The organism is Novosphingobium sp. TCA1 (genome assembly GCF_009811895.1).
In the GTDB taxonomy this organism is placed as follows: Bacteria; Pseudomonadota; Alphaproteobacteria; order Sphingomonadales; family Sphingomonadaceae; genus Novosphingobium; species Novosphingobium panipatense_A.
Genome location: NZ_BLJH01000013.1, coordinates 25225 through 46940, shown reverse-complemented (window position 1 = coordinate 46940; position 21716 = coordinate 25225). Strand labels below are relative to the sequence as shown.

The following is a 21716-nucleotide window of genomic DNA, read 5'->3' as shown; positions in this document are numbered from 1 at the left end:
ACCTTCATCGAGGCAACGATGGAACGGCCGCCATCAAGTCATGAAGAACTCGACCGGCACGACCAGTTCGATGGCCTCGCCCTTCACATACTCCGGCGGCTTGGGCAGCGGCTGGGCTCGCTTCGGAAGGGCCAGGGCCTCGTTATCCAGCGAACGGAACCCTGACGAGCGCTCCAGCCTGACCGACAGCACCTTCCCCTGCCGGTCCATGACGAAGCGGATATAGGGCACGCCCTGCTGCCGGGCGAAATGGGCATCGCGCGGATAGCGCTTCACCTTGTCGAGGGCGCCGAGGACGAGGCCCTGCCAGGTCGGCTTGCCGCTCGACACTTGCGGGGCAGGCGGTGCGGGCTTGCTGGCCGGGGCCGTCGTATCCTTGACCGGAGGGCCGGGATCCGGCGGTACGAGTTTGGCAGGCGGCGCCGCTGAAACGACATTGGTGGTCGGAACGACGATCTTCGGCGCTTCGATCTCGGGTACTCGAGGCTTCGGGACGGGCTTGTCCTTCTTCACCTGCTCCGGCCCTGGCGGCACTTCGCGAACGGGTTCGGGCGGAGCAGCCGGGCGTGCGACATCGAACGCCGTCAGCGTCGCAGGCGGCGGCGTGGCCCTATAAGTCTGCCAGGTCAGGAACAGCCCCGCAAGAATCGCCAGGCCGATCGCGCTTGTCCCGCCCAATCCGACCAGACGCGTGGTCAGCGAATCCGGTTGATCCGCGTAGCGAAGGGTTCTTGAATCGCTCGCAAATCGCCTGCCGACAGTGTCATTTCGCGCAGGGGTATCCTCCTCGGGTAGCGCAGGGCTATCCGAGGAGGGTGACAGTATCATCGGCTTGTTGGACGCCACTTAGAAACGTCCGCGCACCGTCGCCATCACGCTGCGCGGGTCGCCGTAGAACAGCCCGCCGAAATTGTTCGAAGTCGGGATGGACTGGTAATAGGTCTTGTCCAGCAGATTGTTGACATTGAGCCCCAGTTCGACCGCTTCGCTGACATCATAGCGCGCGTGCAGTCCAACCAGCGCGTAACCGCCCTGCTTGATCGTGTAGCTCGCGGTCTGCGTGTACATTCTGCTCTGGACATAGAGGTCGCCGCCCAGCCGCATGCGGTTGAAGCTGCCCGGCAGGCGGTAGTCGGTCGAGAACTTGAACAGCTTGCGCGGGATGCGGGTGTTGTAGTCCGTCCCCTTGTTGAGGCCCGCGACATATTCGGGGTCGCTGTAGGTGAAGCCGAGCGTCGCGTTCCAGTCCGGCAGCGGAGAGCCGGAAACCTCGACCTCGAAGCCGCGATTGCGCACCCGGCCGCCTTCGACGTAGCAGGTGGAAGTGCCGGTGACGCCGCAAGTCCTGTCCGCCGTCGTGGCCTCGGGCATGTTGAGCAGGCTGGACTGGAACACCGCCAGCGACGCGTTCAGGCGCCCGTCGAAGTATTCACCCTTTACGCCGGCTTCGTAGTTCTGCCCCTGGATCGGATCGAGCAGCGTGTTGCCCGCGCTGTAGTAACTCTGCGTCTTGTAGACTTCCGTGTAGCTGGCGTAGAGCGAATGGTGGTCGTCGAGGTCGTAGACAACACCGGCGTAGGGCAGGAACCGGGCTTTCGAGCGGTATTCGTCATCCACATAGGGGCTCAGGACGGTGTAGCTCGACCAACTCAGGCGGGCGCCGAGAATGGCATGAAGACCATCGAACAGGCCCAGACGGGTCGAACCGTAAAGGCCGCCCTCCTTGCGGTTATACTTGTAATAAGTGCTGGCGGTATTGAGCACCGGGGCCGTGATCGACGCATAGTCATAGTCGGTGATATCGACTGTCGGCGTGTTCGATGCGGTGTGGATCGTGAAATCGAACTTGTCGCGCCGCAAGCTGCCGCCAAGGACAAGCTGATGCTCGCCGCCGAGCAGCCGGTAATGGCCGGTGGCATAGACATCGAGCCCCACCTGCCGATCGCGGTAGTCCACGTCGGAGACGACCAGCCGGTAGATGTTCCCCGAGGAGCGGGCAGGATAGGACGAACGAAAGCCCGCGTCCGACCAGATTGCGCTGGGGGCGACGACGATCTTCCAGTCGCTGCCGATCTGCTGTTGCAGCTCACCAAACGCCGAATAGTTGCGGCGCTTGAGATAAGCCCATTTGCCCGCCAGCGAGGCGGAACGCGGCAGATCGTAGAAGGCGCCGCTGACGTCGGTGTTGAGCCCGCCCCAGTCGTAACCGTTATTGTAGTCCCGCTGCGCGGTGCCGCCGACGCGCAGCAGCGTGCCGGGGGTAAGATTGCCTTCCGCCGTCAGGTAGAGCAGGCGATTGTCCCTGCTGGCGCCGTCACGGTAACTGTCCGCCGAGTTATAGAAAGCCACGGCGCGCGCCCGCACGTCACCGTCCTTGGTTATAGGGCCCGAAACGTCCACCTGCCCGCGATAGTTGGACCATGATCCGACGCCTGCCTCGACACCCAGTTGAAAGTCCCGCGTCGCCCGCTTGCGCACGAGATTGATCGCCGCGGAAGGATTGCCGGTCCCCTGCAGAAGCCCGTTGGCGCCGCGTACCACCTCGACCCGATCGTAGATCGCCATGTTCGCGGTGGACATGACGTCCATCGAGTAGTTCTCGGAAATGTTGCTCGGAATTCCGTCGAACTGGATATCGGTGATCTCCGATCCGCGCGCGTAGTAGGTCGAGCGATCGGTGCCGAGCTCGGTATAAGTGATGCCCGTCGTGGTGCGGGCGATATCGTCGAGCGACTGGACGTTCTGGTCGTCCATCTTCTGGCGCGTGACGACCGAGACCGACTGGGGCGTCTCCCGCGGGGAGAGCGCCAGCTTGGTGGCGGTCGACGTGCTGCGTACGGTGTAGGAACGGGTTCCCTCGCTGACGGCAGGATCGCTGGTCAGTGCAGCCAGGCTGCCGCCGGTTCCGCCATCACTGCCTTGAACCTGCACCGGCCCAAGCTGGATGGTGCCGTCCGCAGTACGGGGCGCAGCCTCCAGCGTGAAGGCGCGCGGCCCAGTCTGGCGGAATGTGAGCCCGCTACCGGCAAGGATGCGCGACAGCGCTTCCGCCGGGGAAAAGCTGCCCTTGAGGCCGGGACTGGAAATGCCCGCTGTCAATTCCGCGCGATAGGCCAGTTCCACACCGGCCTGCCGGGCATAAGTGTTGAGAACATCGGCGAGTGCGCCGGCGGGAATATCGTAGCTACGGGCTTCCTGTGCCAGCGCCGGAGCGGCCAGTCCTGCCGACAACCCCATGGTCGTACCGGCAAGCAGTACGGCAGCCATCAACCTGCCGCTCGCGCGCGCCCCGCCGCGCGTCTTCATCGAAATCGTCACTCTGGATCATCCCCGAACGTCGTTGAACCCCAGGCGTTGTTGCTAATGAGAACGCCTTGCACCTAAGACGTCTGGAGATTTTGAAACGAGAGGTCCGAGCGCAAATATTTTTGCGCAGACCGATCGTTCGAAAAAATCAGTTGAAAATCAATATCATGTGGTCGGTAAATTGTGCCGAGCGCAAACCTAGCGAGCGTTGGAGTTGGTCGATCGCTGCGACGGGGTCATCGATGCGGAACACACCGCTGACGCGCAAATTACGCGCTTTTCCCAGCACGCCCAGATAGCCCCGGTGGTAGCGCCCGATCTCGGTGACGACTTCGTTGAGCGGTGCATCCTTGAATACCAGCGCCCCTTCGGTCCAGGCCGTGGCATCTCCCGGATTGATCCTGGAAGCAGGGCCGATCCCCGCTGCCGGTCCATAGGAAAGGCTCTGGCCTTCGGGGAGCACGGCCGAGGCGCCGCCCTCGGCCGGATAGCGGATGCGGACCTTGTGCTCGGTGACGGTCACGCGCGTTTCGGCGCCGTTTCTGCGCACGAGGAAGCGGGTGCCGAGCGCCGTCGCCGATCCCGTCCCGGCTTCCACGCGGAACGGGCGCGAAGGATCGGGCGCGACAGTGAAAGCGGCCTCGCCCGTCAGCAGGCGCACAACGCGGTGGTCGCCTGAGAAATCGAAAGCTACTGCGCTGTGTGTCCCCAACTGCATCGTGGAACCATCGGCAAGCTGCATCGTGCGCCGCTCTCCCGTGTCGGTCATCACGTCGGCCCGGAGCATCGTTACCCAGTCCTGCCCTGACCAGACCAGAACAAAGGCGAGGCTCGCAGCGATGGCGGAGGTCGCCCAACGTCGCCGCACACGGGACCTTGCCGGATCGAGCCTCCGGGTCTTGCGGACGGGCGCTGGCGGCAGGGAGGCGCGCAGCGCCGGAGTTTCCGGCACAGCACTCATCTGCATCCACAGGTCCTGCATCCGGGCATAGGCGCGCGCGTGTTCTGGATCTCGGGCAAGCCAGGCATCGCGCTCGGCGCGCCTTTCGGCAGGCAGTTCGCCGTCGAAATCGGCGGAAACCCAATAGGCCGCTTCATCGGCAAGCGAATTCGGCAAAGGAGCCTCGGTATCACCCGGCATTACAGTCATTTCCCATGCGAAATTGCCGCCAATCTGCATTTCGCTTTCATCCCATGACGTTCGGCGCAAGCAAAACGAGAGGGTGTCATCACAGGCTCGCTCATGCTTCGGCCGCATCCGACAAAGCCTGATGACACAGCAGCAGGGCATGACGGATATGCTTGCGGACCATGTCCTGGCTGATCGACAACCGCTCCGCTGCCTCCGAGACGCTCAGTTCGTCGATCTTGACCAGCACGAAGACCTGCCGGCAACGCAGCGGCATCGTATCGACTACCGCAGCAATCTGGCGGACTTTTTCCTGATCGAGCAGGCGCGTTTCAGCATCGGGATCCGGCGAAGCGACGCCGTGACCATCGGCTTCCTCGGCAAACAGGGCTGCCTGTCGCCGCGCGGCGCGCAGATGGTCCAGCGCCAGGTTCGAGGCGAGGCGGAACAGGAAGGAGCGCTTGTTGATGATCGGCGGATCGTCTTTCACGCTTTGCACGCGCAGATAGAGGTTCTGCGCGACATCCTCCGCTGCCGGGACGCTGCCCACCATCCTCGCCAGCCAGCGCACCAGCGCGGCGCGCTCGGCGGTCAGGAGACGGGATAGCAAGGCGGCGTTGCTCGACATGGCGAGTGCGCCCTATCGATCTTGCGAATGAATCGCAACTATGGGGATGGCAGCGACGTCCACAATGGTGCGGGCGGTTGAGGCGTCGTCCGTCAGGGAGTAACGTGAACCTTGGTTTCGGCATGGTTTCCTCGCAGCCGCTCGATCGTTGCGGGTAGCGCGGCGAGCGGGACCGTGGCTGTGATCGACGCCTTGGGATCGCAGTGGCCCTTGTCCATGGCGTCCGCCACGTCGATGAATTCGCGCATCGAATAACCGACCGAGAAGTGCAGGGACAGGCACTTGTAGGCAGCGACAGCGGGCACGACCGGATCGGGCGCCGTGCAAAAGCCCAGCGATACCACCCGGGCGAACGGGGCGGCATGCTGGATCGCCTTGCCGAGCATGCCTTCGGCCCCGATGCATTCCAGGACGACCGATGGCGAGCCTCCCAGCGCGGCCTCCGCTTCGCCGACTTCGTCGGGACCGAAGGGTAGCAATGCGTCGGCGCCCATCAGACGCATCAGGTCGGTTCGGCGGGTCGAGCGAGACAGGGCGACTATCCGCCCCGCACCCATCCGCCGCGCCCAATAGATCGCATAAGCCGCCACCGATCCGCTGCCCAGCACGAGCACGCGCTCGCCCGGCGCGATTCCGGCCATGCGCAGGCCGTAGAGGGCGACTGCAAGCGGTTCGATCAGTGCTCCGTCGGCCAGCGAGAGCGTTGCCGGAAGCAGCGTGGTATTGCGTGCGGGCAGGCGGGCATATTGGGCAAAGCCGCCGGTCAGGGTTTCGGACGAGGACCGGCACAGCACATTGTTGCCATGACCTGTACATTGGGCACAGGTTCCGCAGGCGACCGAGGGCAGCACGGCGATGCGATCGCCCGGCCTGATGCTGTCGACCTCGCGCCCCACCGCTACCACCTCGCCCGCGAACTCATGCCCGAACTGGCTGTCCGGGGCATAGTCCCAGGCGCCTCCGCGGGTCATCGCCAGATCCGTTCCGCAGATGCCGCAGCGATCGACGCGGATGACGACGTCGCCGGGGCCGGGCACAGGATCGGGCAGGGTCTCGATCCTGACGGTGCCGCCTTGTCCCGGATAGATTGCCGCCTTCATCGCGCACCCTCCATCAGTGCGAACCGCTCGGCATAATCGCCGAAGGCGGCGCGCACGGCCTCTGCGCCGATCCCGTAATCGGCAATGGCATAACGGTGCTCGCCATGTGCCGCGCCGTCCTGCCCTCCCTGTGCATGGACCCGCATCGCCGCTGCGACCGGGCCGGGCAGATCCATGCCGATGAAGGCGTAGATACGCTCGATCACACGCAGCGGATCGCGGTGCAGATCGCGCTGGATCACGTTGAGCACCTGATCGGGATGCCGCGATCGGACCTGATCCGCCCGGACCAGCGCGCACGCCCACTTCGCCGTTTCGCGCCGGATCATGATCTGTCCGCGCTGCTCGCGCCGTCCCGTTTCCATCGCATCGTGGCCCGCCATCAGCAGCGACACCAGCGAGGGGATCGCCTTGGCCGGGTCGCGATGCATCTGGATGATGCGGGCATCGGGGAAGATCGCCAGGAGCAGATCGAGGTTGTCGATATGTCCCGGGTTTTTGAGCAGCCAGCGCCGATCCGGTTCGCCGCACCCGATTAGCTGCACGCAGCGCTTGTAGTGCGCATAGGCGGGCGCCTCGGTCTGTGTTTGCCACCAGGCGTCGTAACTGGCCGCCGACCATCCCGCCGTCCACAGGTTCGAGACGAAGCTCTGCCAAAGCAGCAGGCAGCATTCGTCGACCTCTTCGGCGGCCATGGCATGTGCGGTGTGCTTGACCGGTGCGTCGGCATGGCGGCGCGCCAGCCGTGCCGCGGTCCGCTGGAACTCGGGATAGTTCTCCCAGGTGGTGCGCGGCGGCCTGGGGCGGGGCGCCTCAAGCAGCCAGGTCTGCAACCCCTGGAAGCGGGGATCGAGCGCCATCAGTTTATGAAGTGCGGTCGTGCCGGTGCGCGGAATTCCGGTGATCACCACCGGGCTGACGATCGGTGTATCGGCGTAGTGGGGATGCTCGCGCATCGATCGGTAGGCAGCCGCGCGGCTGCGCAACACGCCTAGCACCTGGGCCCACGCTATTTCGCGGCCCCTGGCGGTAAAGGATGGGTCGTAGTCCATCGAGTGGAGCAGCATGTCGAGCCCGGACCGATAGTCGGCCGGGCCAAAATCGTCGCAGCCGAGTTCGCGGGCGACCAGCTCGTGGAGCTGGTCGCCCGCATCCCGGAATCGCGCGGGCGCAACGGGTATCGTGGTCATGCGAAGTCCTCCTACCAACGGCGGCGGCGCTGGCAGGCGCGGACGCGCTGGCGCAGCTCCTCCGCCCGCTGCTCCGGGGTGACGACGGGGGTGTCGGCGGGCAGGTGGTCGCGCAGCGCGGCCAGCTTGACCCGGGTAATCGTCGGCGTCGGCGCGCTGCTGCAATCGTACCAGCGGCCGTAGATGCCGCCCTCGGTGTAGCCCGCCGGATCGAGCCAGTTGGGCACGCCCGGATCGGTCAGCGCGATCACCGCCCGCAACTTGCCGTCGGCGCTTGCGCGGGCATAGTGGCCGTTGGTGCTCGACAGGCGGTAGACATATTCGAGCGCGTTGAAGAGCGGATCGTTGAGCTGGATGTTCCAGTAGGGCCGGTCCGGCGGCAGTTCGGTTTCGATGATCAGCGCCTCGTCGGGATCGAATTGAAAGCAGGCCGGCCAGTAGACCTGCTTGGCAAGCGCCCCCGGCATTCGCACGGGCTCGAACACGTTGAAGCCGACCCGCTCCTTCACGCCGTTCTGCATGGGATAGTAGAGCCGGGTCTTGCGGGCGGGGAAACGCGCCATTTCGCCGATACGGCTTACGATATCGTCGGGCGTCAGGCGCGGTTTGGGAGGCACGGGATCGAGGCACTCGATCGACAGCACCGGATCGACCTCGTTGAGCCAGTCGTAACTGCGGTAGCGCACGATCATGCCGCGCGCCTCTGGATCGATCGGCGCCCAGCGCCCGGTATAGCCGGCGGGGCGCCGGGCGCTGAAGATCACCTCGAAGTCCTCGCCAGGAGCCAGGCCCAGGTCGGCGTCGTCCACCTCGTTGTGGCCGCTGGGCCGGGGCATTTCGTCGACCGTGCCTGACAGCGCCCGCTGTGTGGTGAAGCTGAGAATCCGGCAGGTGCCGCGGTTGCCCGAGACGCGGTAGGTCAGGTCGCCCCGGATCGGGGACTGGAGGTAGATGTCGTCCGGGTTGGGTTGTAGCGTGTAGACCGGGTTCCAGAGCGGGGCCCAGTCGGGATGCTCGGCATCGGCGTGGAAATAGGCGAAACAGGCATAGGACAGGCTGGTCATCGTCTGACGCAGGACGTCGGCCCGGTAGGCCGGGTCGTCAGGGCGCCAGGTGTCGCCCAGTTGAGCGATCGCCTCCTCCAGCGGGGCAAGCAGAGGGGTAAGGTGCAGGTCAGTCGACATCGATCATTCCCCTGAGCTGGGGCCCGCCGCCCACGACCATTGTTTCCCCGCTGATGTACGAAGCAGCATCACCGGCAAGGAAAAGGATCGCCTGCGCCACGTCCTCCGGTGTCCCGGCCCGCCGCAGCGGGATGGCGGCAGTCGCCCCGCTTTCGTCGAACCCGGCGCGCGCCCACTTCGCCCTGGCCTTCTCCGTGGCGATCAACCCCGCCGCAACGCAGTTGACCCGGATCCCGCAAGGTCCCCATTCGGCGGCGGAAACCCGCGTCATCATCTGGAGCCCGGCCTTGGCGGTGGCATATGGGGCGACGCCCATGGTGCCGTGGACGCCCGCCAACGAAGAGACGTTGACGATCGCGCCTTCTCCTTGCGCGATCATCCGCTCTGCCGCTGCCCTTGCGCAGTAGAAGGCCGAATGCAGGTTGAGGTCGAACTCGGCGAGGTACTTGTCGCTGCGGAACTGGCGGATCGGCACCTGCCGCGCGCCTCCGGCATTGTTGACCAGCACGTCCACCCTGCCGAAGCGGGTGTCCACTGCCTCGACCAACGCGATGCACCGGGCCTCTTCGGTCACGTCGGTGGGAATGCCGATGCAGGTGCTCCCGGTTTCGGATGCTATGGCTTCAGCCGTACGGTCGAGCGTCGCGGCCGTGCGCCCGGCAATGATCACCGTGGCTCCGGCGCGTGCGAACTGGCGGGCGGTCTCGGCCCCGATGCCTTCGCCGCCGCCCGTCACGACGACGATCTTACCGGTGAAATCGTGCATGATTGGCATGGCCGGTTCCTCAGTTGCGTGGGATGGATTTGAAGAAGTCGAGCCCGGCAGGCTCGGGCAGGATATATTCGAGGTAGTGCCCGAGCGGCGCGGCATCGATGAAGCAACTGCGCAGGAATCCGGGGTTGTCGTTCCGGTAGGGCACTGCGAAGTTCGCCGCCGCCGCTCCGGCGATGAGTTCATCCCATTCGCCGTGGGAGGAGACGAGATAGCCGAGGTGGTGGTGATTCAGGGCGAATCCCGGACCTTCGGGCAGGCGGTCCATGTAGATCGCCGAGCCCGGACCGCTCGCTGTAAGCAATTCGTACATGACCGGGCCGATCCAGGCGAGTTCGACCCGGACCGTGCCGCCTGCCGGGGTTCGGCCTTCGAGCCGGCGAAACTCTCCAATGCCAAGCTGATTGCGGAACAGGGCGCAGGCACGCTCGATATCGTTGGTCGCATAGGCGATCTGGAAATGCTCCGTCTGGAGCAGACCTTTGCCGGGCGCGGAAGGCAGCGTGGATCGCGGCAATGCCAAGGCCATGGTGGTCGATCTCCCAATCCGACGCTATCGTGTCTGTTCATTTGATAGTACGTACTATCATTGTGTGTGGCAAGACTGCAAGGAGACGGCGTTGGACGGATCAGACCATCCAGACGGCAAATCGCATCGCAAGCGGCGGGGGGCAGGTGAACTGACCGCTGCGATACTCGCGGCGGCCCGAGCCGAGTTCGACGAGCGCGGGCCGACCGGTGCCACCACGGCCGCGATCGCCCGCCGTGCTGGCGTGACCGAAGCCCAGTTGTTCCGATATTTCCCGACCAAGGCCGCGCTTTTCCGCGAAGCCGTGTTCGGCGCGCTGAATACCCATTTCACGGAATTCCAGTCGGCGCAGTCGCCGTTCGTTGCCGGGGATCGCAGCGCAGCCGAGTGCTATATCAAGGATCTCATCGCTTTCCTTGGCGACAACCGGCAACTGATGGTGGCGCTCCTGGCCTCCCAGGCTTTTGCAGGCGGCGAGGAAAGCGGGCCGATCGCGGCCTTGTCGCAATATTTCGAGGCGGGAGCGGCCATGCGGGCGAAGCGGCTTGGCGAGAGCGATCAGGGAGGCGGTCAGGTGGGGGGGCACCGGATGGCCGTGCGCGTGTCCTTTGCCGCCGTGCTTGGCGCCGTGGCATTTCGCGACTGGCTCTTCCCGCCGGGGATCGCCTCCGACGCAGAGATCGAGGCGGCATTTACGGACTTCATCCTGAACGGTCTGGGCGAGAGCTGAAGGTGGCGCACCCTCGGATTGACGATGGCGTGCAGTTCCGCGCAATATTCCAGTATTTTAGAGCGCAGACGAAGGGCAATGGGGTTTGGACCGCTGGCAATCCATGAGGATATTTGCCCGAGTGGCAGAGACGGCGAGCTTTGCGGAAGCCGCACGGCAGATGCGGCTCAGTCCGCCGGCCGTCACACGGGCGATAACCGCGCTGGAGGAGCAGATCGGCGTGAGGTTGCTCACCCGGACGACGCGCTCGGTCAAGCTGACCGAGGCCGGGCAGCGGTACTTCGAGGACTGTCGCCGTATCCTGGCGGACATTGCCGAAGCCGAAGCGTCCGCAGCGGGGACGCATGGTAACCCGACAGGCACGCTTACCGTCACCGGGCCGGTCATGTTCGGGCGAATGCATGTGCTTCCCATCCTGCTCGAATATCTCGATCGCTTTCCGGGCGTGGCGGGGCAGACGCTGTTCGTCGATCGTCCGGTAAACATCGTCGAGGAAGGGATCGATGTTGCCGTCAGGATCGGCAGTCTTCCGCCCTCGGGTCTGAGCGCCACACGGGTCGGCTGGGTTCGTCGCACGATCTGCGGGGCGCCATCCTATTTCGATAAACATGGGGTTCCCGGTACGCCTGCCGAGCTTGCGCGACACCGGATCATCATGCCCACCGGCGCCTGGACCTCTCCCGAATGGCATTTCGGGCCGGACGGGCGCACCAGCGTCACCGTGCATCCGCGCCTGTTCTGCAATACCAACGAGGCCGCCATCTCCGCGGCGGAACAAGGGTGGGGCATAGCCCGCGTGCTGTCCTACCAGGTCGCTCCGGCACTGGCGGAAGGGCGTCTGCAATCGGTGCTGGACGATCATGCGGACAGTCCGATCCCCGTTCACGTCGTCCATGTCGAGGGACGGCATGCCACGGCCAAGGTGCGTGCCTTCATCGACCTCGTGGTGGAGCGGCTACGCGACAATGCCTTGCTGCAATGACTCTATTGTTCCTATTTACGGAATAATGTCTTTCAAAAATGGAGAATTAACGAGGCAGGGCGCAGCAATTACATCTTCCATCAGAAGCTGACGCCGATCGCGCAGCGGCACTGAACAAGGTGGAAGACATGACCAAGCGACTGATCCTTTCCCTGATGCTGGCGACCGCGCCAGTTACCGCAGTAGTTACCGCGCCGGCAAGCGCGATGGCGGCGCCTTCGCAAATTGCTGCAGCCACAAGCACCGCGCCCACTACCGTCCACTACCGCACGGCAACCGTGGACGGCGTGAAGATGGCCAACCGCGAAGCCGGCCCGGCCGACGGCCCGGTGGTTCTGCTGCTGCACGGTTTTCCCACCAGCTCGCACATGTTCCGCAACCTGATCCCGCTGCTGGCCGATCGTTACCACGTGATCGCGCCCGACTATCCCGGCTTCGGGCAGAGCAATGCGCCCGATCACAAGCAGTTCGTCTACAGCTTCGGACACTATGCCGACATGGTGGATGAACTGATGGGGCAGATTGGTGCGCAGCGCTATGCCATGTACGTCATGGATTACGGCGCGCCGGTCGGCTACCGGCTGGCGATCAAGCATCCCGAGCGGGTCAGCGGGCTCATCGTCCAGAACGGCAATGCCTATGACGAAGGGCTCGGCGCGTTCTGGGATCCGATCAAGGCCTACTGGAAGAGCGGGTCGGCGAAGGACCGCGAGGCGCAGGCCTGGCTGGTGACGCAGAAGGCTACGATATTCCAGTATACCGACGGCGTCAGCGACCTGTCGCGTATCAGCCCGGACAACTGGGTCCACGATCAGGCCCTGCTCGACCGGCCGGGCAATAAGGACATCCAGCTCGACCTGTTCTACGATTATCGCACCAATGTGCCGCTCTACCCGCAGTTCCAGCAGTTCTTCCGCGAGCGCAAGCCGCCGACGCTGATCGTCTGGGGCAAGAACGACAAGATCTTTCCCGAACCGGGCGCCCACCCCTACTTGCGCGACCTTCCCGAGGCGGAACTCCACCTTCTCGATACCGGGCATTTCGCCCTGGAGGACAAGCTGGACGAGATGGGCCCGCTGATCCGCGACTTCCTCGATCGCAAGGTCGCTCCCCGCTGACCGACCGGCCGGGGCGGCCCCGCAAAAGGCTCCCCGGCGCCAATATCGGAGATGCATCATGTCTTACGGATTTCTGGATATCGCCACGACCCCCAGCGTCCGCGCAGCCCAGGCGGAAATGGGCGCCGACAGGCAATGGGCCGCGTTCGAGGGCGATCGCGAATTCGACCGCTTCACCCGCAACGAGGCTGCCTTCATTGCCGCGCGCGACAGTTTCTACATGGGGTCGGTATCGGAAGACGGCTGGCCCTATGTCCAGCATCGCGGCGGCCCGGCGGGGTTTCTCAAGCTGGTGGACGAACGTACTCTCGCTTTCGCCGACTATCGCGGCAACCGCCAGTATATCAGCACCGGCAATCTCGCCGCCAACGACCGGGCCTGCCTGATCCTGATGGACTATCCCCGGCGCATGCGGCTGAAGATCTATGCCCATGTCGAGAAGCTGTCGCTGGACGCCGATCCGGCATTGACCGAGCTTGTCCTCGATCCCGGATACAAGGCCCGGCCCGAGCGGATCTTCCGGTTGCGACTGGCGGCGTTCGACTGGAATTGCCCGCAGCACATCACCCCGCGCTTCACGGAACGGGAGATCGAACAGGCGGTTCGTCCCCTCCACGAACGCATCGCGGAACTGGAAAAGACGATTGCAGGTTTCGAGAGCGGTACAACAGGGCTTTATGGGCCGGGATCGGATCGCTGAAGCGGCGCGGCGCCCGCTTCATCCGTGCAGGTCACTGGGCGACCGGCAGCCAAGGCCTGTAGAGCGTTAGTGGATAGAGCTTCAGGTCGGCGACAGGATTTCCATATCCTTGCGCGCGGCGATGTGGCGAAGACGGCGGAAGGCGTTACTTTTTTCCGCATCGCCGTCAAACGGCTCGGCGCCTCTCAGGATCGCCAGCACGCGGCGTTCGATGCGGGGGCGGCGATGCAGGGTGCGGTTGCTGTGAGTCATGAAACGCTCCTGCTCAACGCATGAAGAATTCGACCGGGACGACCAGTTCGATGGTCTCGCCCTTCACGTCTTCCGGCGGTTTCGGCAGCGGCTGGGCACGCTTGGGCAGCGATAATGCCTCCTGGTCGAGCGAGCGGAAACCTGAGGATCGCTCCAGCGAGACCGACAGCACTTTGCCCTGTCTGTCTATCGTGAAGCGGATATAGGGCACGCCCTGCTGGCGCGCGAAGTGGGCAGCGCGCGGGTAGCGCTTCACTTTGTCGAGCGCGGCGAGCACGAGGCCCTGCCAGGTCGGCTTGCCGCTGGAGACTTGGGGGGCGGGCGGGGCCGGCTTGCTGACGGGGGCGGTGGTTTCCTTGACCGGCGGCCCGGGATCGGGCGTTACCGGCGGAGCAGGTGGGGCTGCTGCAACGACATTGCTTGTCGGAATGGCGATTTCCGGTGCCTCTATCGTGGCTCTCTGCGGTTGCGGGACGGATTTGTCCTTCCTTGCCTGCTCTGGGCCCGGCGGAACTTCGCGAACGGGTTCGGGCGGTGCAGCAGGTGGTGCGACGTTGAAGGCCGTCAACGTCGAGGCGGGCAGGGCGGCGGTATGGTGCTGCCAGGTCAGGAACAGGCCTGCGAGAATGGCCAGTCCGGTCGATCCGGTGCCGCACAGTCCTGCCAGGCGCGCGGCAGGAGAAGTGGGCCGATCGGCGAAGCGGGTTGCAGGCGGGAGAATCGGCATCGGCGTCACTCGGCGGACAAGGCCAGAACGGCAAGACCGCAAGGCAGGGTGAGGGCCAGCAGCCAGAACCAGGCTCGGGCCGTGCTGCGGGCATGGAAGATGGTCATCGAGACGCCTGCGAACAGGGCAAAGCTGGCCAGCGTCACGCCGGTGACTGCTTCCACCGGATCGGCGCCGAGGCGGATCAGGACGCGCGAGACGGCCACCGTCGCCAGCGCCGTCAGTCCATAGGCGCCCAGCGTCCCGGCCAGGATCCGGGAGCAAGTACGAAGGGTCATGATCGCACCTTGCGCGCGGCGAGCCGCCGTGCGGCGAATGCCAATGTGGCGGAGGTCGCCAGCATCATGAGGTCGAACCCGGCGAAGACCCAATCCCCCGCGAGGAGACTTGCGGCCAATCCGTGCGTGGTCGTGAGGGCATTCACAAGCGGCACCAGTGCATAGAGCAAGGCGGATAGAGCGAGCGCTTCGATCCAGGCCCGGGCAGCGGGCCGCAGCAGTGTCCAGAGGAGCAAGGCGCCCCATGTCAGGAACAGGCAGTCGATCTCGCACGCGCCGCGCTCGGCAAGGTCCAGCGGCAGCAGGCGATTGGCGAGGAAATAGGCGGCGATCCCGGCCATTGGACCGACGATCATGGCGATGTTGAGACGCTCCACCAGCCGGAATCCGAAATGGGGGCGGGCGGGATCGGGCAGGCGGGCGCGGCGCTTCACGGTCCACAGGACAAGACCCGTTCCCACCATCGCCGTTCCCGACACGCCCGACACGAAATAGAGCCAACGCAAGGCGGTGTCGGCGAAAGTGCCCAGGTGGAGCAGGATCATCACGTCCTGAGCCGCCCGTGCGCCGCCCTCGGCAGGCGCGCGATAGAGTACATGTCCATCGATCGCGGAAAGGATCAGGCGCGGTGCCGGTATGCCCAGACGGTCGCGCTGGGCGTAGAACGATGCCGTTGCCTGGACGTCGCCGGGATGGGTGATCGTAAGGCCCCCGACATGGCCGCCATCCCACGCCGCCTGGGCGCGCTGTGCCAGCAGGGACAGGGGCAGCATGGGCTTTGGCCTGCCGGCCGCGGGATATTCCGGCGCATCGGGATAGACCACGTCGTTGTAGGCGGCGCGGGTCGGGAAATTCGCGGAAATCGCCCATGGCATGATCGTGAACAGCAGCGCGGCAAGGCCGGTGTAGGTGATCATCAGGTGAAACGGCAGGGCCAGCACGGCGGTAGCGTTGTGGCCGTCCAGCCAGGATCGCTGGCCTTTGCCGAAGCGCAGGGTGAAGAAGTCTGCGAAGATCTTCTTGTGCGTCACCACGCCGGAGAGGATCGCCACCAGCATCGCGAGCGCCGCCACGCAGACCAGGCTGCGCGCCCAGAGGCGCGGCACGGCGTAGAGGTCGTAATGAAAGCGATAGAGGAAATTGCCGCCCTGCGTGTCGCGCACTTTCACGTCGCGGCCCGTTGCGGGATCGAGCGTGGCCTTGCCCTCGTTTTCAGGGCCTTCTCCCTCGGCCCCCTCCCACGAAACACGCACGACCTGCCCGCCGCGCGCGGGCAGCGAAACGGTCCACGCCTGCGCGCCGCCAGCCCGGTCGTGCAGGAGTGTGTCGGCCGCTGCCAATGCCTTCATCGACAGCGCGCCGGACGACATTTCCGGTCGCATCCAGCGCGAAATCTCCTGCTGGAAATAGGCCGTCGTCCCGAACAGGAAGATCAGGAACAGCAGCCAGCCGGGCAGCAGCCCCACCCAGGTGTGGAGCGCCGCCATCGACTGGCGAAAGCCCGGAGATTTCGCACCCGGCATCGCCTCAGTAGGTCCCGCGCAGGGTCACCATGAAGTTGCGCGGATTGCCGTAAGTCGCCGCGCTGCTGGTGGAGACGCGGTAGGTCTCGTTGGCTAGGTTGTCGAGATAGATGCCGAGCGTCAGGTGACGGTCGATCTCGTAGTCGGCACTCGCGCCGATCACGGCATAGCCCTTGCGCAAATCGCTGTTGCCGAACACCCGGACACCGCCGCCCAGCCGCAGACCTTCGAGCGCGCCGGAAAGCTGGTAGGTGCTCCATACCCGCGCCGAATGCTTGGGCGCCCAGAGCAGGATCGGCGCGCCATCGTCTTCCTTGTTCTTGGTGACGTTGAAGGTATAGCCCGCCGAAATCTGCCAGCTGCGCGTCAGCGCGCCTTTCAGTTCGGCATCGAAGCCCTTGCTGGTCTGAAGCTTGGCCACGCGCTGCATGTAGGTGGTGCCATAGCCGGGGATGACGACCTGCCCCTGCTCCTCGTCATTCACATAGACGTTGTTCTTCTCGATATAGAATACCGAGACGGCGGCCTGAAGCGCCCCTCCGGCGAGGTCGCCCTTGACGCCCGCTTCGTAGTTGCGGCCAGTGGTCGGCTTGTCCGAGTATGTGATCAGTGCCGGGTCTTCGTTCCACTGACCGATCGGCACGATGTTCTGCATAGGCTCGAATATCTGCGCGTAGCTGGCATAGGCCGTCCAGTCGCGCGAGAAGTCGTAGGTCGCGGCGGCATAGGGCACGAACTTGCCGATGGACTGGCCGCGGAAATTCTCGTTGCGGCTGTAGCGTCCGCCGACGATCAGCTTGACCGGGTCGGCCAGATGCATGCCCAGCGTGCCCCAGAAGCCATAGCGCGTGGTATCCCAGCCGTTGTCGCTATAGACGCTGCCCCAGGTGCCATAGCCGCTCCACGTCGCGATCTCGGCCTTGGTTGGCTTCGCGTAGCGGTAGTAGGTGAGGTAATCCTCGACCGTGACCCCGGCGATGCCGCCGATGGGGTTGGTCGAATTGGCCTGGCTGCGCGACCAGTTGGCGCCCACGGCAAGGTCGTGCTGCTGGCCGAACAGGGTGAACTTGCCCTTGAGGTTGGCGTCCAGCAGGGTCTGGTTGGCATGGCCGTGCGACATCCAGCGCATGAAGTAGCCGCTGGGCGTCGCCGCGTCCGAATTGATGCCGATGCCGTAGTAGCCGTAGAGTTCGTTGGAATCGGTTTCGTTGCGAGTGGCGTTGACGGTCAGGTTCCAGTCGGCGCCGAAGTCGTGGCTGACTTTGGCGAAGTACTGGAGCGTCTGCGCCTTGTCGTAGGCCCATTCGGGCATCCACGAATCCCGCTTGGACAGGATCGGCAGGTTCTCCGGGGTGCCAAGACTGCCCGCCCGCCATGCCAGCGTGCGTTCGTACTTCTGGGCATTGAGATCGTCATAGCTCAGGCCCGCAGACAACGTGGTGTCGGGCGTGACGTCCCACTCGATGATGCCGTAGCCGAACTTGTCCTTGGTATAGGCGCCGGTGAAATAGGAATCGGCGTCCTGCCAGCCCGCAACCACGCGCGCGCGCAGGGTGCCGGACTGGTTGAGCGGGCCACCCACGTCCAGTTCGGCGCGGTAGTTGTTCCAGCTTCCGGCATAGGCGGCGAACTTGATCTGGCGCTCCGCCGTCGGGCGCTTGCGCACGAGATTGACGGTGCCGCTGGCATCGCCGTTGCCCGAATAGAGCCCGTCCGCGCCGCGCATCACCTCGACGTGATCGTAGGCGAGCAGGTTGGGCAGGCCGACGCCGTTGATGATCGATTGCAAGCCGTCATGCATGCGCATCGGGCTGCCGCCGTCGATGGTCAGGTTCTGGAGCAGAAACCCGCGCGAATAGAACACCGGCGTGCGCGTATTGTACGAGGCGACGTAGATGCCGGTCACCTGATCTAGCGCGGCGGTGACGGTGGTGATGTCCTTGTCCTCGATCTCCTGCGCGGTCAGCACGGTGACGCTGCGCGGAATCTCGCGGAGGCGTTCGGCGGACTTGCCGCCGACCTGGGCGTACTGTCCGGCCAGCGATTTCGTGCCCTCGGTCATCGTCAGGGCAAGCCCGGCGCCGTCGGTTCCGGTGCCGGTTGCAGTTTCGCTGCCGCCCTCGACGCGGACCGGGCCGAGTTGAGTGGTGCCGTCCGATACTTGCGGCGCGCGTTCGATGGTGAAAGTGCGCGGCGCGGTCTGGCGGAAGGTGAGGCCCGTGCCCGCCAGGAGGCGCGACAGCGCTTCGGCGGGGGCAAGGCTGCCCTTGACCCCGGAAGTCGAGATGCCCTGCGTCAGCGGTGCGTCGTAGACCAGCTCGATCCGGGCCTGCCGGGCAAGCTGGTTGAGCGCGGCGGGAAGCGGCCCGGCGGCAATGTCATAGGCCGCAGCGCTCTGGGCTGCAGCGGTGCCCGGCAACGCGGCACAAAGCGTGGTGGTGGCCAGCAGAGCGAAAGCAAGGCTGCGCGCCGCCGAACGGACAGGGCGGTGCAGGCGGTTCGAATTCACGGAAAAATACCCCCGGATCATGACAGAACACGAGCGCGGACTTCGCTATTGCGACGCGCTCTCATTCATCAGACGAGCGACCCTGCAAAAACGGGACTTTGCCGGATGCAATTTTTTCGGATTTTTCCGAAAGGGCCGGAAAATCAGCTGTAGATGAAGATCAGGCGGTCGGTCAGGCGGGTCGATCTGAGGCCGAGCGAGGCCTGAAGCTTGGCAATGGCGCCGACCGGATCGTGGATGTTGAACACGCCGCTCACCCGCCGGGCGCGGACGTCCCCGCCGATCACCTGGAGGTAGCCGCTGTGATAGCGCCCCAGTTCGGCAACGACTTCGGATAGGGGGCGATCCTCGAACGTCAGGAAGCCCTGTGTCCAGGCATCGGCATCGGCGACTTTGCCGGTTTCGAGGGGGCCGAGGCCCCGTTCGCCGCGATAGCGGATGCTCTGCCCTTCGCCGACTTCCGCCGTCCTGCCTTGCGCAGCCGGGACGGATACGCGCACCCGGTGCTCGGTGACGCTGACTTGCGCGCCGTCGTCCAGCGTGCGGACGAGGAAACGGGTGCCTAGCGCGGTCGTGCTCCCGCCACCTGCCTCCACCGTGAACGGGCGCCTGCGGTCGGGGGCGACGGTGAAGGCCGCTTCGCCTTTGAGCAGCCGGACGGTGCGCCGACCCGGAGCATAGTCGAAGGCCACCGCGCTGCGGGTATTGAGCAGGATATGCGAACCATCCGGCATGGCGATCGTGCGCTGTTCGCCGGGCGCGGTCATCGCATCGGCCCGCCAGCGCGTGGGCCAGTCGTTCGCCGCGCCGACCACCACTACTAGGGCAAGGCTTGCGGCCAGAGCTGTCGGCACCCAGCGGCGGGAGAGGCCGCGCCGCGGATGTACCGAGGCGGACGGCAGGCCGGACGGCAGGCGGGGCGGGGGCGGGGCGAGAGAAGCACGCAGCGCGGGAGGGACCGTCACCCCGCCCAGATCGGACCAGACGACTTCCATCTCCGCAAAGGCCTGCGCATGGCGCGGGTCGGCGTTCAGCCAGGCGTTCAGTTCGGTCTCATCTTCGAGCAGGCCGCTGTCGCGATCGGCGAACCAGCGTGCGGCCTCATCGGCGATTTCCTTAGGAATGGGACTGTCAGCCATCACCAGCGCGGTTCCTTTGCCGTGCGGCGCACCAAGGCGCCGCACCGGCCTTCATATGCAAGACGTCCGGCACGCGCGGATCGGGACTTTTCGCGGCGAGAATAGGCAGTCATGCGCCCGTATCATCCTGAAGATCATCCTGAAGTCTGGCATGACAATGGCGTACCGCGATCCGCACATGCTTGGCGACGGCGTTGAGCGTGATGCCAAGCCGCTGCGCCACTTCGTCGGCCGGAACGCCGTCGATCCGGCGCAGCGTGAAGACCTGTCGGCAGCGCAGCGGCAGTTCCTCCAGCGCCGCTTCGAGGCGTTGCAGCCTTTCCCTATCGACCAGCCGTGTCTCTGCCGAAGGCGTGTTCGCGGAAACGTCGAGCGGAAGATCTCCGCCCTCGAACAGCTTGCCGTGGCGCGTGGCGGCGCGGACATGGTCGGTCGCAAGGTTGGTGGCGAGGCGGTAGAGGAAGGCCCGCTTGTTCACGATCGGCGGATCGTCCTCTACCCGCTGGACCCGGAACCACAGGCTCTGCGTCACATCCTCCGCTGCCGGGACACTGCCGACGATGCGCTGCGCCAGCCGCAGAAGCGAGCGGCGTTCCGTCAGCAGCAGGCGCGTCAAGGCAGCGGCGTTGGAGTGCATTTGGGGCGCGCCTAGCTCTCTTGCGATCAATTCGCAATATGGCGGGTCACGAAAGTCTACAGCCTTGACAGGGCAAAGGCCGACCACGGGAGCGCCCTTCCGGCGGGATCGATCACCGGAAGGGCGATCGCCTCAATCGATCACTTCGCCGTTCTGCGGCCCCGGATAGCGCGAGAGCCAATAGGCATATTGCTCCGGCAGCAGCGAGGAGGCCTTCGGTACGCCCAGTTCGCGCGCCGTGCGGAACGGATAGTGCGGGTCGGCCAGCACACCGCGCCCGACCATCACCAGATCCATCTGCGCCTCTGCAATCGCGCGCTCGGCATCGGTGGGAACGTCCATGCCCCATGCGGTGGCGACGTGCAGGCCGGTCTCGGTTCGTACGCGTTGGGCGATCGGGGCCATGAAGGCGGGGCCCCACGGCACCTTCGCCTCGATCGTCGAAAAGCCCATCGAGACGTTGAGGAAGTCCAGCCCTTCCGCGCGCATGCGGTTCACGAGCGCGATCGATTCCACCAGCGTTTCCTCGTCCAGACCGTCGAATTCCAGCACCCCGAAGCGGGCGGTGAGCGGCAGGTTTTCCGGCCAGACTTCGCGAACGGCCTGCAGCGTTTCGATAAGGAAGCGGCCCCGGTTCTCGGCGCTGCCGCCGTATTGGTCGGTGCGGGTATTGGCATGGACCGAAAAGAAGCTCTGCGCGAGGTAACCGTGGGCGAAATGCAGTTCCAGCCACTGGAACCCGGCATCGCGCGCGCGCTTTGCGGCGGCAACGAAGTCCGCCTTGACGCGGGCGATGTCGTCCAGCGTCATTTCCCTCGGCACCTTGGGCAGGCCGCCGCCGAAGGCGAGGGCGGACGGCGAGATCGTTGGCCAGCCGCCGGGGGCATCGTCGGGGATATGGTCGTCGCCTTCCCACGGCTTGTTGGCGCTGGCCTTGCGACCGGCATGGCCGATCTGGATGCCGGGCACCGCGCCCGCCTTGCGAATTTCGGCGGCGATGGCGGCCATGCCGGGCACTTGCGCGTCATTCCAGAGCCCGGTGCAGCCCGGAGTGATGCGGCCTTCGGGCGAAACGCCGGTCGCCTCGACGATGACAAGGCCGGCACCGCCGCGTGCCATGCCGGTGTAGTGGGCAAGGTGCCAGTCGGTGGTGACACCGTCCTCGGCGGAATACTGGCACATGGGCGGCACCGCGATGCGGTTGCGCAAGGTGACGTCCTTGAGCGTGAAGGGAGTGAAAAGCGCGGACATGCGTCCTCCGGTTGGGGAGAGAGAAAACGAAA

The 21716-nt window shown here is 65.2% G+C and carries 21 protein-coding genes; 4 read left to right on the top strand and 17 right to left on the bottom strand.

What is annotated here, in order from left to right; all coding sequences use genetic code 11:
* Nucleotides 1-33 precede the first annotated feature (33 nt).
* From NTCA1_RS15390 to NTCA1_RS15350, 9 genes are all read right to left on the bottom strand, one after another.
* Entirely contained in the window at nucleotides 34-678 is a 645-nt protein-coding gene (locus tag NTCA1_RS15390) for an energy transducer TonB (RefSeq protein ID WP_236549359.1), read from the bottom strand.
* Nucleotides 679-846: 168 nt separating this feature from the next.
* Complete coding sequence (locus NTCA1_RS15385) at nucleotides 847-3318, bottom strand: TonB-dependent siderophore receptor (protein ID WP_201282498.1); 2472 nt, start codon at nucleotides 3316-3318, stop codon at nucleotides 847-849.
* Nucleotides 3319-3454: 136 nt separating this feature from the next.
* Complete coding sequence (locus NTCA1_RS15380; protein ID WP_159831153.1) at nucleotides 3455-4447, bottom strand: FecR family protein; 993 nt, start codon at nucleotides 4445-4447, stop codon at nucleotides 3455-3457.
* Nucleotides 4448-4547: 100 nt separating this feature from the next.
* Entirely contained in the window at nucleotides 4548-5063 is a 516-nt protein-coding gene (locus NTCA1_RS15375; protein ID WP_086491935.1) for an RNA polymerase sigma factor, read from the bottom strand.
* A 92-nt stretch (nucleotides 5064-5155) separates the two neighbouring features.
* Nucleotides 5156-6163 (bottom strand): alcohol dehydrogenase catalytic domain-containing protein, encoded by a 1008-nt coding sequence (locus NTCA1_RS15370; RefSeq protein ID WP_133084489.1) that lies wholly within the window; start codon nucleotides 6161-6163, stop codon nucleotides 5156-5158.
* A complete protein-coding gene (locus NTCA1_RS15365) occupies nucleotides 6160-7353 on the bottom strand; it encodes a sulfotransferase (protein ID WP_133084490.1) in 1194 nt (397 codons plus the stop codon). The genes NTCA1_RS15370 and NTCA1_RS15365 overlap by 4 nt, the downstream gene beginning before the upstream one ends.
* 11 nt (nucleotides 7354-7364) lie before the next feature.
* On the bottom strand, nucleotides 7365-8537 hold the full coding sequence (locus NTCA1_RS15360; RefSeq protein WP_133084491.1) for a hypothetical protein: 1173 nt from the start codon (nucleotides 8535-8537) through the stop codon (nucleotides 7365-7367).
* A complete protein-coding gene (locus NTCA1_RS15355; RefSeq protein ID WP_133084492.1) occupies nucleotides 8527-9312 on the bottom strand; it encodes an SDR family NAD(P)-dependent oxidoreductase in 786 nt (261 codons plus the stop codon). The genes NTCA1_RS15360 and NTCA1_RS15355 overlap by 11 nt, the downstream gene beginning before the upstream one ends.
* A 10-nt stretch (nucleotides 9313-9322) precedes the next feature.
* Entirely contained in the window at nucleotides 9323-9838 is a 516-nt protein-coding gene (locus tag NTCA1_RS15350) for a VOC family protein (protein WP_133084493.1), read from the bottom strand.
* Between NTCA1_RS15350 and NTCA1_RS15345 the strand changes: the two genes are divergently transcribed.
* The 4 genes from NTCA1_RS15345 to NTCA1_RS15330 all read left to right on the top strand — a co-directional run bounded on the left by NTCA1_RS15345 (nucleotide 9813) and on the right by NTCA1_RS15330 (nucleotide 13368).
* Nucleotides 9813-10568, top strand: a complete 756-nt coding sequence (locus tag NTCA1_RS15345) for a TetR/AcrR family transcriptional regulator (RefSeq protein WP_133084494.1) — start codon at nucleotides 9813-9815, stop codon at nucleotides 10566-10568. The genes NTCA1_RS15350 and NTCA1_RS15345 overlap by 26 nt on opposite strands.
* A 103-nt stretch (nucleotides 10569-10671) precedes the next feature.
* Nucleotides 10672-11550, top strand: coding sequence for a LysR family transcriptional regulator (locus NTCA1_RS15340; protein ID WP_201282497.1), 879 nt, complete (start codon nucleotides 10672-10674; stop codon nucleotides 11548-11550).
* Nucleotides 11551-11678: 128 nt separating this feature from the next.
* Nucleotides 11679-12668: an alpha/beta fold hydrolase gene (locus tag NTCA1_RS15335; RefSeq protein WP_133084496.1), complete on the top strand. Its 990-nt coding sequence runs from the start codon at nucleotides 11679-11681 to the stop codon at nucleotides 12666-12668.
* 58 nt (nucleotides 12669-12726) lie between these two features.
* Nucleotides 12727-13368, top strand: a complete 642-nt coding sequence (locus NTCA1_RS15330; RefSeq protein ID WP_236549358.1) for a pyridoxamine 5'-phosphate oxidase family protein — start codon at nucleotides 12727-12729, stop codon at nucleotides 13366-13368.
* 81 nt (nucleotides 13369-13449) lie between these two features.
* Here NTCA1_RS15330 and NTCA1_RS15325 read toward each other — a convergent pair whose 3' ends face one another.
* The 8 genes from NTCA1_RS15325 to NTCA1_RS15290 all read right to left on the bottom strand — a co-directional run bounded on the left by NTCA1_RS15325 (nucleotide 13450) and on the right by NTCA1_RS15290 (nucleotide 21684).
* The gene (locus NTCA1_RS15325) at nucleotides 13450-13620 is read right to left on the bottom strand and encodes a hypothetical protein (RefSeq protein WP_159831152.1); all 171 of its coding nucleotides are present in this window, start codon (nucleotides 13618-13620) and stop codon (nucleotides 13450-13452) included.
* Nucleotides 13621-13633: 13 nt separating this feature from the next.
* The gene (locus tag NTCA1_RS29060) at nucleotides 13634-14347 is read right to left on the bottom strand and encodes an energy transducer TonB (protein ID WP_159831151.1); all 714 of its coding nucleotides are present in this window, start codon (nucleotides 14345-14347) and stop codon (nucleotides 13634-13636) included.
* A 5-nt stretch (nucleotides 14348-14352) separates the two neighbouring features.
* On the bottom strand, nucleotides 14353-14625 hold the full coding sequence (locus tag NTCA1_RS15315; protein WP_159831150.1) for a hypothetical protein: 273 nt from the start codon (nucleotides 14623-14625) through the stop codon (nucleotides 14353-14355).
* Nucleotides 14622-16148, bottom strand: coding sequence for a PepSY domain-containing protein (locus NTCA1_RS15310; RefSeq protein WP_159831149.1), 1527 nt, complete (start codon nucleotides 16146-16148; stop codon nucleotides 14622-14624). Before NTCA1_RS15310 ends, NTCA1_RS15315 begins: the two co-directional genes overlap by 4 nt.
* A gap of 4 nt (nucleotides 16149-16152) precedes the next feature.
* Complete coding sequence (locus tag NTCA1_RS15305; protein ID WP_159831148.1) at nucleotides 16153-18657, bottom strand: TonB-dependent receptor; 2505 nt, start codon at nucleotides 18655-18657, stop codon at nucleotides 16153-16155.
* 143 nt (nucleotides 18658-18800) lie between these two features.
* Nucleotides 18801-19796 (bottom strand): FecR family protein, encoded by a 996-nt coding sequence (locus NTCA1_RS15300; protein ID WP_159831147.1) that lies wholly within the window; start codon nucleotides 19794-19796, stop codon nucleotides 18801-18803.
* 109 nt (nucleotides 19797-19905) lie between these two features.
* A complete protein-coding gene (locus NTCA1_RS15295; RefSeq protein ID WP_086491950.1) occupies nucleotides 19906-20433 on the bottom strand; it encodes an RNA polymerase sigma factor in 528 nt (175 codons plus the stop codon).
* A gap of 132 nt (nucleotides 20434-20565) precedes the next feature.
* The gene (locus NTCA1_RS15290; protein ID WP_159831146.1) at nucleotides 20566-21684 is read right to left on the bottom strand and encodes an NADH:flavin oxidoreductase/NADH oxidase; all 1119 of its coding nucleotides are present in this window, start codon (nucleotides 21682-21684) and stop codon (nucleotides 20566-20568) included.
* Nucleotides 21685-21716: the final 32 nt, after the last annotated feature.

Bases quoted from the DNA above. Each gene is read 5' to 3' on its own strand.
- NTCA1_RS15325 (WP_159831152.1), bottom strand. From the start codon at position 13,620: ATGACTCACAGCAACCGCACCCTGCATCGCCGCCCCCGCATCGAACGC.
- NTCA1_RS15350 (WP_133084493.1), bottom strand. From the start codon at position 9,838: ATGGCCTTGGCATTGCCGCGATCCACGCTGCCTTCCGCGCCCGGCAAA.
- NTCA1_RS15370 (WP_133084489.1), bottom strand. From the start codon at position 6,163: ATGAAGGCGGCAATCTATCCGGGACAAGGCGGCACCGTCAGGATCGAG.
- NTCA1_RS15300 (WP_159831147.1), bottom strand. From the start codon at position 19,796: ATGGCTGACAGTCCCATTCCTAAGGAAATCGCCGATGAGGCCGCACGC.
- NTCA1_RS15340 (WP_201282497.1), top strand. From the start codon at position 10,672: ATGAGGATATTTGCCCGAGTGGCAGAGACGGCGAGCTTTGCGGAAGCC.
- NTCA1_RS29060 (WP_159831151.1), bottom strand. From the start codon at position 14,347: ATGCCGATTCTCCCGCCTGCAACCCGCTTCGCCGATCGGCCCACTTCT.
- NTCA1_RS15355 (WP_133084492.1), bottom strand. From the start codon at position 9,312: ATGCCAATCATGCACGATTTCACCGGTAAGATCGTCGTCGTGACGGGC.
- NTCA1_RS15365 (WP_133084490.1), bottom strand. From the start codon at position 7,353: ATGACCACGATACCCGTTGCGCCCGCGCGATTCCGGGATGCGGGCGAC.
- NTCA1_RS15375 (WP_086491935.1), bottom strand. From the start codon at position 5,063: ATGTCGAGCAACGCCGCCTTGCTATCCCGTCTCCTGACCGCCGAGCGC.
- NTCA1_RS15330 (WP_236549358.1), top strand. From the start codon at position 12,727: ATGTCTTACGGATTTCTGGATATCGCCACGACCCCCAGCGTCCGCGCA.
- NTCA1_RS15360 (WP_133084491.1), bottom strand. From the start codon at position 8,537: ATGTCGACTGACCTGCACCTTACCCCTCTGCTTGCCCCGCTGGAGGAG.
- NTCA1_RS15290 (WP_159831146.1), bottom strand. From the start codon at position 21,684: ATGTCCGCGCTTTTCACTCCCTTCACGCTCAAGGACGTCACCTTGCGC.
- NTCA1_RS15310 (WP_159831149.1), bottom strand. From the start codon at position 16,148: ATGCCGGGTGCGAAATCTCCGGGCTTTCGCCAGTCGATGGCGGCGCTC.
- NTCA1_RS15380 (WP_159831153.1), bottom strand. From the start codon at position 4,447: ATGCCGGGTGATACCGAGGCTCCTTTGCCGAATTCGCTTGCCGATGAA.
- NTCA1_RS15295 (WP_086491950.1), bottom strand. From the start codon at position 20,433: ATGCACTCCAACGCCGCTGCCTTGACGCGCCTGCTGCTGACGGAACGC.
- NTCA1_RS15335 (WP_133084496.1), top strand. From the start codon at position 11,679: ATGACCAAGCGACTGATCCTTTCCCTGATGCTGGCGACCGCGCCAGTT.
- NTCA1_RS15315 (WP_159831150.1), bottom strand. From the start codon at position 14,625: ATGACCCTTCGTACTTGCTCCCGGATCCTGGCCGGGACGCTGGGCGCC.